Raw genomic sequence first — 14,331 nt, forward strand, 5'->3', positions numbered from 1 at the left:
ATTTATTCACCTGCCGGATGGCGTTTGCGATAAATCTCATATATCATCAAGCTCGCAGCTACAGAAGCGTTTAAGCTGTTGATATGGCCCGCCATAGGAATTTTAATATAAAAATCACATTTTTCTTTCACCAATCTGCTCATACCGTGACCTTCATTACCGATAACAATAGCAAGCGGCATGTCGACTGCCATTTGTCGATAGTCTGTTGCATTATCAGCAGCTGTACCTGCTATCCAGTAACCTTTATCTTTCAATTGATCCATGGTTTGAGATAAGTTTGTCACGCGTACTACAGGTACATGTTGAATGGCGCCTGCAGAAGCTTTGGCAACAGTTTGGGTCAAGGCTACAGAACGTCTTTTCGGAATAATGACTCCGTCCACATCTGCAGCATCTGCGGTACGTAGAATAGACCCTAGATTATGAGGATCTTCTAATCCGTCTAGTATTACCAAAGTCGGCAATCCTTCTTTGTCTTGCAATTGAGCGAGCAAGTCGTCTAACTCAGCATATTCATACGGTGCCACTAATGCAGCGACCCCTTGATGCGGCGCTTCAGCTAAATGATCTAATTTTGATTTTGGGACAGTTTGGACCACTATTTTTTGATTTTTTGCATGTTTTAATATTTCTTCAAGTTGTTGTTTTTTTACGCCATCTTGAATTAAGATTTTGTTGATTGAATGTCCTGATGTAATGGCTTCTTTAACGGCATGTCGTCCGACAATCACTGAATCTTCCACGTCCGTCACTCCCTTTCTTCTACTGCAGTTACAATACTTTCTAATAATGCTTGCAGTCTTTCTTCTTTATTTTCTAAATATAAATAGCCTATTACCGCTTCTAACCCCGAACTCTTACGATAAGTCTGTACGTCAGTGTTTTTAGCTTTAGTATGACTTTTAGCATTACGGCCTCGTCGTATGATTTCTTGTTCTTCTTCTGTAAACCAGTCTTCTTGCATCAGAAAATCCAGCGTAGCAGCTTGGCTTTTAGCAGTTACATATTGTTTAGCTTGCTGATGCAAACGATTCGGCTTTGCACGTAATTTCAAAATGATATGTTTGCGGACAAATTGGTCTAAAACTGCATCCCCCATATATGCTAAAGATAATGGGTTCAGCAGTTTTATATTATTTATATTATCCACGTTTGAATCTCACGCCTTGTGCAGTATCTTCAAGGATAATATTTTGTTCTTTTAATTGATCACGAATTTCATCAGCGCGTGCAAAGTCTTTATTTTTTCGTGCTTCATTACGTTCTTCAATTAAGGCTTCAATATCTTCATCCAACAATTCATCTTGTTGTTTACCTTTTAATGGAACACCTAAGACATCACTGAAGATTTGGAAGACTTCTTTAAAGCGAGCGATTACTTTTTTAGAAGTGGTATTTTCCAATACATATTTATTCGCTAATTTCGCTAAATCATACCAAGTAGTAATCGCATTTGCTGTATTGAAATCGTCATCCATTACTTTCTCAAATTGTGCCAACAATTGATCAACTTGTTCGATATATTCAGATTGTTCTTCAATATCTGTTGCAATGGCTTCACGTTCTTCGATGGCTTGATAACTGTTGCGGATACGTTCCAAACCGCTTTTAGCTGACTCAACTAGTTCCATATTGTAATTGATTGGACTGCGGTAATGCACACTGATCATAAAGAAACGTAATACATCTGGGTCCACTTCTTTAATAATGTCATGCACTAACACAAAGTTGCCTAATGACTTACTCATTTTCTCATTATCAATATTAATAAATCCATTATGCATCCAGTAGTTTGCAAATGGTGCATGGTTATGTGCCTCTGATTGTGCAATTTCATTTTCGTGGTGAGGGAATTGCAAATCACTGCCACCTGCGTGAATATCAATCGTTTCACCCAGTTCATTATATGCCATTACTGAGCATTCAATATGCCAACCTGGACGCCCTTTACCAAATGGACTATCCCAGCTGATTTCGCCTGGTTTGGCTTTTTTCCATAGTGTAAAGTCCAACGCATCTTCTTTTTGTTCACCTGATTCAATACGTGCGCCGACCTTCAAATCATCAATAGATTGATGGCTTAATTTACCATAGTCTTCGAATTTACGTGTGCGGAAATAAACATCTCCGCCACTTTCGTAAGCATAGCCTTTATCTACTAAATCTTTAATGAATGCGATAATATCATCCATATGATTCATAACGCGCGGATTAGAAGTCGCTTTTTTAACATTTAAAGCACCTGTATCTTCGTAAAAAGCTTGGATGTAACGGTCCGCAATTTCAGGGACACTTTCATTCAACTCTTTAGAGCGTTTGATCAATTTGTCATCCACATCTGTAAAGTTAGAGACGTAATTGACATCATAACCTTTATATTCGAAGTAACGGCGCACCACATCATAATTGATAGCAGGACGTGCGTTTCCGATATGAATATAGTTATAAACCGTTGGCCCGCAGACGTACATTTTAACTTTACCCGGTTCTAGCGGTTCAAAGGGTTCTTTTTGTCTTGTTAAAGTATTATATAATGTAATCATCTTGAATCTCTCCATTCTTAACTTGCTCTAGTTGCTTTTCTAATTGTTTCATTTGTTCGTAAATTGGATCTGGCAGATTGAGATGGTCAAAGTTTTTACCGATACGTTTACCATGTTGTTTCACAATATGTCCTGGAATACCTACTACTGTTGTATAGCTTGGTACATTTTGCAGTACAACCGAATTCGCTCCGATATTAACATTAGAATCTACTTTGATATTGCCTAGAATTTTTGAACCTGCAGCAATTAAAACGTTGTCCCCGATGTCAGGGTGACGTTTCCCTTTCTCTTTACCAGTACCGCCAAGCGTCACACCTTGATAAATTGTAACGTTATCACCGATAGTACATGTCTCCCCGATAACTACACCCATGCCATGGTCAATGAATAAACGTTTACCTATTTTAGCTCCCGGATGAATTTCAATACCTGTAAAAAACCGTGAAACTTGCGAAATAATACGCGCAGCCACATAATGCTGCTTATTATATAATTTATGAGCCACTAAGTGACTCCAAACTGCATGTAGTCCTGCATAAGTTGTTGCAACTTCGAATGCTGTTCTGGCAGCAGGGTCTTGTTCAAACACCATTTTTATATCGTCTCTCATTCTTCTAAACACGTAATCCCCTCCTAATTATAAAAAAAGCACCTCTAACAACTTAATGTCAGAGGTGCAATCGCACGGTTCCACTCTTCTTCAGCATGTTGAAATACCGCTCAAGCGATTTCTTACATACTCTCAAATAACCCGTATTCATTATTTCATACGCCAAGGTGCATTCAATAATAGTTATGATGTGCTCTCAGCTTCCGCACACTCTCTGAACATAAACTACTATCTACTAATCCTCAGTAATCACCTTTAATAATAGGTGGTTTATTTCAAAAATTCAAGCAACTTCAATATATTTTACAGATATTTTTTCAAGCGTGTAAGTACTTTTTCTTTACCTAATACTTCCATCGTATTTGGTAATTCTGGTCCGTGCATTTCACCAGTTACAGCTACACGAATCGGCATGAATAATTGTTTGCCTTTAATACCAGTTTCTTTTTGAACTGCTTTGATTGTTTTTTTGATTTCAGCCGCTTCAAACGGTTCTAAAGCTTCCAATTTGCCATACAAGTGATTCATTAATTCTGGCACTTGTTCACCGCTGATAACTTCTTTTTCTTCGTCATTCAATTCAATTTCATCACGGAAGAACATTTCAGATAACGGTACAATTTCACCCGCATAACTCATTTCTTTTTGATATAAGCCAATCAATTTGCGGCCCCAGTCTAAATCTGCTTCAGAAGGAGATTCAGGAATTAAACCAGCATTGATTAAGTGAGGTAAAGCCAATTCAAAGACTTTTTCAGAGTCTTTTTGTTTCATATATTGGTTGTTCACCCAAGCTAATTTTTTCTTATCAAAGAAAGCAGGTGATTTTTGCAAGCGGTTTTCATCGAAGATTTTAATGAATTCTTCTTTAGAGAAGATTTCTTCTTCACCTTCAGGAGACCAGCCAAGCAATGTAATAAAGTTGAACAATGCTTCAGGCAAGTAACCTAAGTCACGATATTGTTCGATAAATTGCAAGATTTGACCGTCACGTTTACTTAATTTTTTGCGTTGTTCATTCACGATAAGTGAAATGTGACCGAAACGTGGTGGTTCCCAACCGAACGCTTCATAAATCATTAATTGTTTAGGTGTGTTTGAAACGTGATCATCGCCACGGATAACATCAGAAATTTCCATATAATGATCATCTGCTGCTACAGCGAAGTTATAAGTCGGAACACCGTCTTTTTTCACAATAACCCAGTCGCCGATATTATCAGATTCAAACGATACTTCACCCTTAACCATATCATCGAATTTATAGACTTTACCTTTAGGCACACGGAAACGAATTGAAGGTTGACGGCCTTCTGCTTCGAATGCCGCTTCTTCTTCAGGTGTTAAATGAGCATGTTTACCTGCGTAACGCGGTGTTGCGCCACGTGCAATCTGTTCTTCACGTTCTTGTTCTAATTCTTCTTCAGTCATATAACATTTATAAGCTTTATCTTCTGCTAATAATTGTTCCACTAAAGGATCATAGAATTTCGCACGTTCTGATTGGCGGTACGGACCGTAACCTTTATCTTTGTCCACTGATTCATCCCACTCAAGACCTAACCATTCCAAATTGCTGAATTGAGAAGATTCACCATCATCTAAGTTACGTTTTTTATCTGTATCTTCAATACGTACAATAAAATCTCCATCATAATGTTTAGCAAATAAGTAGTTGAATAGTGCTGTTCTAGCGTTTCCGATATGCAAATAACCTGTTGGACTCGGTGCATATCTTACTCTTACGCGTTCACTCATTATATCGTTCACTCCTGTTTTTATTGTTTTTCGGAAAAGAAAACCTCAAAAAGCAAGTTGCTCTTTGTTGTCTTAGCTTTCTCCTTATTCATATAGAATGCCAGTGTATTCAGTGTTGCAGTCTTACACCATTGTCTGGAATCAACAGTTCATTTCGTGACACAAAAATCATCAAACATTCTGTATCCATTCTTATTTATTGTAGCATTACGAGCGCTATTTGGTAAGCCCAATGCTTGCAAAAATCTAACAGAGCGCTCTGAAGTTTTCTTTTTAAAAAGGTTGGATTTAAATTAATTTAGCAAATATAATACGGCCCGACGAAGTTTGTAAAATACTTATGATTTCAATATCTACATATTCACCTACATATGTTTTCGCATCATCAATCACTACCATCGTACCATCTTCTAAATAGCCGACACCTTGACCAGGCTCTTTCCCTATTTTTGTCAGCAAGAGATTCATCTGATCGCCTTGACGCACAGTCGGTTTCACCGCTTCCGATAAATCGTTGACGTTTAAGACTTTCACGCCTTGAACGTGGCAGATTTTATTTAAATTAAAATCAGTAGTAATCACATCTGCTTTATATTTATGTGCTAATTTAATTAACAACGCATCAATATCATTATATGATTTTTGAGGATGTATAATCCGCGTAGGATACGTATTGTCGTGCAGACGATTCAAGATATCTAACCCACGTTGCCCTTTATCTCTCTTCACGCTATCTGTAGAATCTGCCACAATTTGAAGTTCATTGATCACACCTTGCGGAATTAATATCTCACCATCTAAGAATCCGCATTCTATCACTTCTAAAATTCTGCCATCAATGACTGCGCTGGTATCAATAATTTTAGGCGCAGCACTGTAGGTGTTCAATTGTGCTGAACGTGCCATTTTTTCAGGCAGAAACATCAACATCTCGTCTCTTTTTTTCAAACCGAATTGGAACCCTAAGTAACTTAAGAAGACTGTAATGATAATAGGTAAAACATGAAGAAATAATGAAGAACCAATTAAATTTAAGATGAAAGAAATCATTACAGAAATTAATAAGCCCATAATCAAACCAATGGCTGCAAATAAAATTTCGATTGCGCTATGACGCATAATAAAGATTTCAAGCTTTCGCACATATTTCGTGATGCGCGGAATAAATATTCCAAAGATTAAAAAGAATATTAGTATACCAATTAAGCTGATAATATATTTGTTGGCAAGCCAAGGATAAGTATGCAGTATTCCTGTATCACGTGCCACTGACGGGATTATAATAACACCGAGTGTGGCACCTAAGATAATATAGCTTGCTATCACAATCATTCTAATAATTTTCACGCTGATGTCCCCCTCTCTTTATCTGTCTCAGCGTTTCATCAAGGCGAAATCAAGCGCTTCATGTACACTTGTGACGCCGATAACTTGGATTCCATCAGGGAAATCCCAACCGCCAATATTTGTTTTAGGGATAATCACACGTTTAAATCCAAGTTTCGCTGCTTCTTGTACGCGTTGCTCAATGCGTGAAACGCGACGTACTTCACCAGTCAATCCTACTTCACCCACATAGCAATCCATTCCGTTGACTGGCTGATCTTTAAAACTAGAAGCAATCGAAGCAATAATTGCTAAATCGACAGCTGGTTCAGTTAATCTGACCCCGCCTGCTACTTTGATATAAGCATCTTGCTGTTGCAATAAATAGCTTTCCTTCTTCTCAAGTACAGCCATCAATAAATTCAAACGGTTATGGTCGATACCTGTAGCCATCCGTCTAGGATTATTGAAAGTTGTCGGTGTAACCAAGGCTTGTACTTCAATCAATAGCGGTCTGGTACCTTCCATGGTTGGCACGATAGTCGAACCTGCTACATTGGTAGAACGTTCTTCTAAGAACATTTCGGAAGGATTTTTCACGCCCTTTAATCCGCTATGTTTCATTTCAAAAATACCCATTTCGTTAGTTGAGCCGAAGCGGTTTTTAACTGCGCGCAAGATACGATAGGCATGGTGTTCATCACCTTCAAAATACAATACTGTATCCACCATGTGTTCTAGTAATCTCGGCCCTGCAATTTGGCCTTCTTTCGTTACATGTCCTACTATAAAGGTCGCAATATTCATCTGCTTTGCAATGCCCATTAAAATTTGCGTACTTTCTCTTACTTGCGAGACCGAACCTGGCGCAGAATTGATATCCGGGTGGTAAATTGTTTGAATCGAATCTACCACTACTAAATCAGGTTGTGTCTGTTTGACCGCTTCTTTAATCACTTCTAAATCTGTTTCTGCAAATACGTTCAAATTGCTAGAATCTTCGTCTAGACGATCTGCACGCAATTTTGTTTGGTTAAGTGATTCTTCACCTGTTATATATAATACTTTTTTCTTTTGTGATAAGGCTGAACAGATTTGCAGCAGCAACGTAGATTTACCAATCCCTGGATCTCCGCCGATTAAGACCAGCGACCCTTGTACAACACCGCCTCCTAAGACTCTGTCGAATTCAGGAGAACTCGTTTGAATACGTGGAGTCGTCTCATTTTGTACTTGATTCAGCTTCGTTACTTTCGCTGTCTGCTCACGTGTACGCATGCCTCTGCCGCTTGGTGCTTCTTTCTTTTCAACGACTTCTTCCATTTGGTTCCAAGCTCCGCAATTCGGACATTTACCCATCCATTTCGGAGATTGGTACCCACATGCCATACACTCAAAAATGACTTTTTTCTTTGCCAATTTCACACCTCCTATTTTTTGTGAAAAGCATAATTATTTTACACCTTTACTATGCTAAATTCCATCATATCAGATTTTGAATTTTTACAGGGTCTCAAATGCATAAAGAAAGAGCACACGCTGACATTACAATGCAACGCATGCTCTTACTCTATCTATTTGATTTGTATTTGATTTTACGCTTTTGTAGCTGTTTTAACCGTTTCATCTGTTTCACGATCATTGATGTTATATTCAAATTTTTCGCCGTTATGATCAACAACTACATCTTTGCCTTCTAATTGGTTGCCGTCTAAGATCAATTCACTCAAGTTGTCTTCAACTGTTTTTTGAATTGCTCTGATAAGCGGACGTGCACCATATTGAGGGTCGTAACCTTCTTCAGCAATTTTTTCTTTAGCTTTTTCAGTAACGCTGATATTAATATCTTGTTCAGATAAGCGTTCTGTAAGTTTATTAACCATTTTAGTTACGATTTCTTTTAATTCTTCTTTATTAAGTTTGTGGAAGACGATAATGTCATCTACACGGTTTAAGAATTCAGGGCGGAAGGCATTTTTCAATTCTTTCAACATTGTACTGCGAATTGTTTCATAGTCTTGGCCTTCTGATGAACCGCCGCCGAAGCCTGTAAAGCGTTGGTCTTGTAATTCTTGTGCACCAACGTTTGAAGTCATAACAATGACTGTGTTACGGAAATCGACTCTGCGTCCTTTAGTATCAGTTAAGAAACCATCATCTAAGACTTGAAGCAAGATATTGAATACATCTGGATGTGCTTTTTCGATTTCATCAAACAAGATAACTGAATAAGGTTTACGTCTTACTTTTTCAGTTAATTGTCCGCCGTCATCATGACCTACATAGCCTGGAGGGGCACCAACTAAACGACTGACTGAGTGTTTTTCCATGAACTCACTCATGTCTACACGAATCATTGCATCTTCGTCCCCGAACATTGATTCAGCTAAGGCACGAGCCAATTCTGTTTTACCTACACCAGTTGGTCCTAAGAAGATAAAGCTTCCGATTGGACGTTTAGGGTCTTTCAATCCTGCACGAGCACGTCTTACGGCTTTACTGATTGAAGTGACAGCATCTTTTTGACCGATAACACGTTCATGCAATGTGTCTTCTAAGTTCAACAGACGTTCTGATTCTGTTTCGTTCAGACGAGTCAATGGAATACCAGTCCATCCTGCAATCACTTCAGCGATGTCATTTTCACTTAATGTGGTATTAGAACCGCCTTGTGCATTTTTCCATTCGTTTTTAGCGTCTTCATATTGTTTTTCTAATTTAGTTTGTTTATCACGAAGGTTAGCAGCATTTTCAAATTCTTGTGAATGTACAGCTGCATCTTTTTCGTTTTTCACTTTTTCAATTTCTTGTTCGATTTCTTTCAAGTTTGTTGGTGTGGTATGACTTTTAAGTCTTACTTTAGAACTTGCTTCATCGATTAAGTCGATAGCTTTATCTGGTAAGAAGCGATCTGAAACGTAACGGTCACTTAAACGTGCTGCTGCTTCGATAGCTTCATCAGAGATATTAATACGGTGATGTGCTTCATAACGATCACGTAGACCTTTCAAGATAGATACTGTGTCTTCAACAGTTGGTTCATCTACTTGTACAGGTTGGAAACGACGTTCTAACGCTGCGTCTTTTTCAATGTGTTTACGATATTCGTCTAATGTTGTGGCACCGATTGCTTGCAATTCACCACGTGCAAGTGCTGGTTTCAAGATGTTAGAGGCATCAATTGCGCCTTCAGCACCGCCTGCACCGATTAATGTGTGCAATTCATCGATGAATAAGATAACATCACCTGCTTGGCGAATTTCTTCCATTACTTTTTTAAGTCTTTCTTCGAATTCACCACGATATTTAGTACCAGCAACCACTGTGCCCATATCTAGAGACATCACACGTTTATTTTTCAATGTTTCAGGTACTTCATTATTCACAATCGCTTGAGCTAAGCCTTCTGCAATTGCTGTTTTACCTACACCAGGTTCCCCGATTAATACTGGGTTGTTTTTAGTACGACGGCTCAATACTTCGATCACACGTGTGATTTCTGCGTCACGTCCGACAACAGGATCTAATGTGCCGTCTTTAGCAATCGCTGTTAAATCACGTGCTAAACCATCTAATGTCGGTGTGTTATTAGATTTTGCGGCTTGCGCATTTTTGTTGCTCATTTCCGGACTGCCAAGTGCTTTAACAACTTGAGCACGTGCTTTTGTAATATTTAAGTCTAAGTTTGCAAACACACGTGCTGCTACGCCTTCATTTTCACGGATTAAACCAAGCAAGATATGCTCTGTTCCGACGAAATTATGGTGAAGTTTACGTGCTTCATCCATTGAAAGTTCGATAACTTTCTTAGCTCTTGGCGTATAGTGCAATGTGCCGACTTGTTCTTGACCTTGTCCGATTAGTTTCTCTACTTCTGCTACTACAAGATCTTCTGTAATACCGAAACTTTCTAATACTTTAGCTGCGATGCCTTCTGGTTCTTTCATTAAACCGAGAAGTAAGTGTTCAGTTCCGATATTTGAGTGATTCAAACGAATCGCTTCTTCTTGTGCATGCGCTAATACACGCTGTGCACGTTCTGTAAGTCTGCCGAATAACATAGCATAACCTCCTATTTTATATGTTCTCTAATAATATTTGCTCTTTGTTCATTTATCGATACTTCATCTGTGTCATTTATTAAAAATGGTGTTTGTATAGCGACCATCATTTCATTAAAATTAAAGTCTGGTATTTCAATATACCCTAAATCTATACCTAGTTTCACTTCGCTGAGTCGCATTGCCGCTTCTTCAAGTGACATCAAGCGACTATATCGCAACAATCCGAAAGAACGATAGATGCGATTTTCCATTTCAACTGAACTATGTTGATCCAATTGTTTTCTGACATTCAATTCTTCTGTAATGATTTGTTGTACAATCTCTATTAATGTTTCTATAATTTGTTCTTCTGTTCTTCCCAACGTCAATTGGTTTGAAACTTGGAAGACGTGGCCATACACTTGCGAGCCTTCACCATAAATGCCTCTGATGGTGAAGCCGAAGCGGTTAATCGTTTGCGCGATTCGATTCATACGTTTGGTAATCGAAAGGCCGGGCAAATGCAACATTACGCTGGCACGCATTCCTGTACCAATATTCGTGGGACAGGTTGTAAGATAACCAAGTGTTTCGTCAAAGCTTATGCTGAGTTTGCGATCTAACTCATCGTCCACTTCTGAAGCCTTTTGAAATAAAGATTCAAGATTCATATCGGTACTCATTGTTTGAATCCGGATATGATCTTCTTCATTTACCATTATGCTTAATGATTCATCTTCATTCAACAATACTGCTGAGGCAGGTTGTTTAATCAGCTCTGAACTAATTAAATGTTTGGCTACAAGTTTAAGTTTATCTCTTTGTTCCAGATTGCTCAGCTGCAAAGTTTGCATTTTCGGCAATGCATCTTGTACTTCATTAATTACCTTTTGACCTTCAATATCTGAAGTAAACATTAAGGGGTGCACATGATTATCCAAGTTTCTTGCGAGTCGAATGCGTGAAGACATTACCACAGGTGTTTCTTCACCATGTTCCATCCATTCACTCATATACATTGAATGTTCTTTCATGCAGCTATCCCTCGCTTTCTGCTTGAAGTGCTTTAATTTCATCGCGTACTACAGCCGCTTCTTCAAACAATTGCTTATCTACTAATTGCTGTAAATATTTATTTTTAGATTCGATTAATTTCTTAAGTGCTATTTTATGCGTTGAGGAAACAGGTGTTTTACCGACATGTTCAAATTGTCCACCTTGCACACGTCTTACAATATCCACAATATCCTCTTTGAAAGTCGTGTAGCATTGCGCACATCCGAATTTCCCTTTATAGGCAATATCTTTAATTGTCATATGGCAGTTTGGGCAGCGCTTTTCTTCTTTAACATTGAATTCTTCTAAATGAATACCATGCTTTGTCGCTAAGTGCTGCAAGATTTGTTTGATTACAAATGAACCTTCCATATCTTCTTGATGATTCTCAAATGAAGGTTCTTCATCGTAATTTTCTGCTTTGATAGGTTCAACATGTTCAGGATATGCTTCTTTCAGCATTCCATCATGCTTTTCAGAATCTATTGCTTCTATTTTATCGTCAGACATGTGCAACCTCCTTGTCTATTAATAATAATTAATGACTGGCAAGAGCTGTTTCAATATATTTGCTCGTACAATATCTCTTGCCGCTACATCCATTCTTAGCGTGTCGCGATCGACCACTGCTAGAATCATTTTCGCTTCACGAATAGTAATATATTGATTTTCAAGCAAGCCTTCAATCACATAGTGCGCTTGTTGCTGAGAAATAGAATCTCCGATAATTTGTAAGAGATGGTCAATATAACCTTTTGTATCTTTCGTTTCAACTTTGGTGATTCTTATATAACCGCCGCCGCCACGTTTACTTTCTATTTCATAACCGTGTTCATTGGTGAATCTTGTCTTAATCACATAATTAAGTTGAGAAGGTACACAGTCAAAGCGTTGCGCAATATTGGCTCTTTGAATCTCAACAACATCCTTATTTGATTCCTCAAATAAATGTTTAATGTATTGTTCTATGATGTCGGACATATTATGCATGGATATCACCCCTTTTTTGACCTTCTTTGACTATATTATATGACCAACTTTGACCTTTTTCAACCAATATGTTTCTAAAAAATTTGGTTTTCGTGAAAAATTGGGATGTAACTTACTACCATTTTAATGTATGATATGGTATGAAAATAAAAAAATAAAGGATGAAGAAAAACATGCATATCATTATTGCTTTAATAGGGATTATTTTCTTTTTAGCACTTGCATTTGTTTTTAGCTCAGATAAGAAAAATGTCAAATGGAAATATGTCGGCATTCTGCTTGTTATCCAATTCGTCTTCGCCTTCCTACTATTAAAAACTAATATAGGAATCACGGTTATTGGCGGCATTGCAAACGGCTTCTCTTACCTGTTGGCTAAAGCAGCTGATGGAGTAAACTTCGTATTCGGAGGATTTAAATACGTGGATCCTAAAAATCCGCCATTCTTCTTCAGCGTATTATTACCGATTGTTTTTATCTCAGCTATTATCGGGATTTTACAATATACTAAAATCTTGCCGTTGGTAATTAATGTCTTAGGATTTTTAATTTCCAAAATCAACGGTATGGGACGTTTAGAATCATATAACGCAGTTGCTGCGGCTATTTTAGGACAATCCGAAGTGTTTATCTCATTAAAAAAACAACTTCCTTACATACCTAAGCAACGTTTATACACACTCACAGCTTCAGCAATGTCCACAGTGTCCGCTTCAATTGTCGGCGCTTACTTTACATTGCTCGAACCTAAATATGTCGTAACAGCTATCGTATTAAACTTATTTGGCGGTTTATTATCGCTTCTATCATCAATCCTTATACAGTGGATGAAAAAGATGACAAGTTATTAGTAGAAGAAACTGAAAACAAACAATCCTTCTTTGAAATGTTGGGAGAATATATCTTAGATGGATTTAAAGTTGCGGTCATCGTAGGGGCGATGTTAATCGGTTATATCGCAATCATTGCATTGTTAAATGGTATCGTCAGCGGAATCTTCACGATGGTTTCAGGCGGACATATTAAATGGGATTTCCAAACATTAATTGGATTTGTCTTCGCACCATTTGCATTCTTAACAGGTGTACCTTGGCATGAAGCAGTAAAATCTGGTTCATTGATGGCAACTAAGTTACTTTCCAACGAATTCGTTGCTATGCAAGGTCTAGGAAAAATGCACGGCTTATCGGACCGCGCAATCGGTATTACTTCCGTATTCTTAGTATCATTTGCGAACTTCAGTTCCATCGGTATTATCTCAGGTGCAATCAAATCATTAAATAATGAAAAGGTGACGTGGTTGCACGTTTCGGACTTAAATTATTATTCGGTGCAACATTAGTGTCATTCATTTCTGCAGCAATCGCAGGATTCTTCATGTAAGATTAAGCAGCTCATAAGATGGCTTCCTAATTAAGGGAGTCATCTTTTTTATTATTTGTTGCAAAAAAAGAGCTTGTATAACAACGGCACCTATATTAAATTGCTTTCCACCACTTTTAATGTAAAATCTCACTAACATAACAGAGAAAGGAACAACCAAATGACTATGAAGAATACTGGAAACATTTGTATCATGCCAACCTGAGTATCAAAATGTATCTTATACAGCATGGCAATTTGGAGTGGATCCAAGTAATCTGCAGATTTAGTTAAACGAGGTATTAAAACTGCTACAAACAAGTGGTTTAGCTTTTTATTCAGCAGAACAAGAACCGTTGCCAAAAGTTGGCGATTTGAGCATGGTTCTAGATGCACAAGACAATCCTATCTGTATTATTAAAAACACCAAAGTATATCAAGTTCCTTCTCTGAAGTATCAGAAATGCATGCCTACAAGGAAGGCGAAGGAGACCGCACATTAAGTTATTGGGGAACTGTTCATACGGACTTTTTCGAAAAAGAATTCAGCTCAATCAAACAGTCTTTTTCTGAAAAAGAAATAATGGTCTGTGAAGAATTTGAATGTATACATACGTTTTAAATTAAAAATGAGGTG

The 14,331-nt window shown here is 37.8% G+C and carries 10 protein-coding genes and 3 pseudogenes; 2 read left to right on the top strand and 11 right to left on the bottom strand.

Annotated features, from left to right (window positions below; translation table 11 throughout):
• Positions 1-2 precede the first annotated feature (2 nt).
• The 11 genes and pseudogenes from rlmB to CNQ82_RS13080 all read right to left on the bottom strand — a co-directional run bounded on the left by rlmB (position 3) and on the right by CNQ82_RS13080 (position 12,332).
• Positions 3-746, bottom strand: a complete 744-nt coding sequence (gene rlmB, locus CNQ82_RS13030) for a 23S rRNA (guanosine(2251)-2'-O)-methyltransferase RlmB (RefSeq protein WP_123143540.1) — start codon at positions 744-746, stop codon at positions 3-5.
• Between the two features lie 5 nt (positions 747-751).
• Positions 752-1,153: a Mini-ribonuclease 3 gene (locus CNQ82_RS13035; RefSeq protein ID WP_206125366.1), complete on the bottom strand. Its 402-nt coding sequence runs from the start codon at positions 1,151-1,153 to the stop codon at positions 752-754.
• Entirely contained in the window at positions 1,146-2,546 is a 1,401-nt protein-coding gene (gene cysS, locus CNQ82_RS13040; protein WP_123143541.1) for a cysteine--tRNA ligase, read from the bottom strand. The genes CNQ82_RS13035 and cysS overlap by 8 nt, the downstream gene beginning before the upstream one ends.
• On the bottom strand, positions 2,530-3,159 hold the full coding sequence (cysE, locus tag CNQ82_RS13045; protein WP_186824455.1) for a serine O-acetyltransferase: 630 nt from the start codon (positions 3,157-3,159) through the stop codon (positions 2,530-2,532). Before cysE ends, cysS begins: the two co-directional genes overlap by 17 nt.
• Before the next feature lie 303 nt (positions 3,160-3,462).
• Positions 3,463-4,917, bottom strand: coding sequence for a glutamate--tRNA ligase (gltX, locus tag CNQ82_RS13050; protein WP_123143542.1), 1,455 nt, complete (start codon positions 4,915-4,917; stop codon positions 3,463-3,465).
• A gap of 288 nt (positions 4,918-5,205) precedes the next feature.
• Positions 5,206-6,264 (bottom strand): PIN/TRAM domain-containing protein, encoded by a 1,059-nt coding sequence (locus CNQ82_RS13055; RefSeq protein WP_123143543.1) that lies wholly within the window; start codon positions 6,262-6,264, stop codon positions 5,206-5,208.
• A 27-nt stretch (positions 6,265-6,291) separates the two neighbouring features.
• Positions 6,292-7,662: a DNA repair protein RadA gene (gene radA / locus CNQ82_RS13060; RefSeq protein WP_123143544.1), complete on the bottom strand. Its 1,371-nt coding sequence runs from the start codon at positions 7,660-7,662 to the stop codon at positions 6,292-6,294.
• A gap of 176 nt (positions 7,663-7,838) precedes the next feature.
• Positions 7,839-10,304 carry an ATP-dependent Clp protease ATP-binding subunit gene (locus CNQ82_RS13065; RefSeq protein ID WP_123143545.1) on the bottom strand — a complete coding sequence of 822 codons (2,466 nt, stop codon included), beginning with the start codon at positions 10,302-10,304 and terminating at the stop codon, positions 7,839-7,841.
• An 11-nt stretch (positions 10,305-10,315) separates the two neighbouring features.
• Positions 10,316-11,320: a protein arginine kinase gene (locus tag CNQ82_RS13070; RefSeq protein WP_095106897.1), complete on the bottom strand. Its 1,005-nt coding sequence runs from the start codon at positions 11,318-11,320 to the stop codon at positions 10,316-10,318.
• Between the two features lie 4 nt (positions 11,321-11,324).
• A pseudogene (locus tag CNQ82_RS13075) lies at positions 11,325-11,711 on the bottom strand (UvrB/UvrC motif-containing protein); the annotation flags it as partial.
• Positions 11,712-11,870: 159 nt separating this feature from the next.
• Positions 11,871-12,332 carry a CtsR family transcriptional regulator gene (locus CNQ82_RS13080; RefSeq protein WP_095106901.1) on the bottom strand — a complete coding sequence of 154 codons (462 nt, stop codon included), beginning with the start codon at positions 12,330-12,332 and terminating at the stop codon, positions 11,871-11,873.
• Between the two features lie 173 nt (positions 12,333-12,505).
• On the opposite strand from CNQ82_RS13080, the pseudogene CNQ82_RS13085 reads away from it, so the two are divergent.
• Positions 12,506-13,715: pseudogene (locus CNQ82_RS13085) on the top strand (NupC/NupG family nucleoside CNT transporter).
• Positions 13,716-14,074: 359 nt separating this feature from the next.
• Positions 14,075-14,316, top strand: a pseudogene (locus CNQ82_RS13435) (ASCH domain-containing protein).
• Positions 14,317-14,331 lie beyond the last annotated feature (15 nt).

This window comes from Staphylococcus debuckii (assembly GCF_003718735.1).
Lineage (GTDB): Bacteria > Bacillota > Bacilli > Staphylococcales > Staphylococcaceae > Staphylococcus > Staphylococcus debuckii.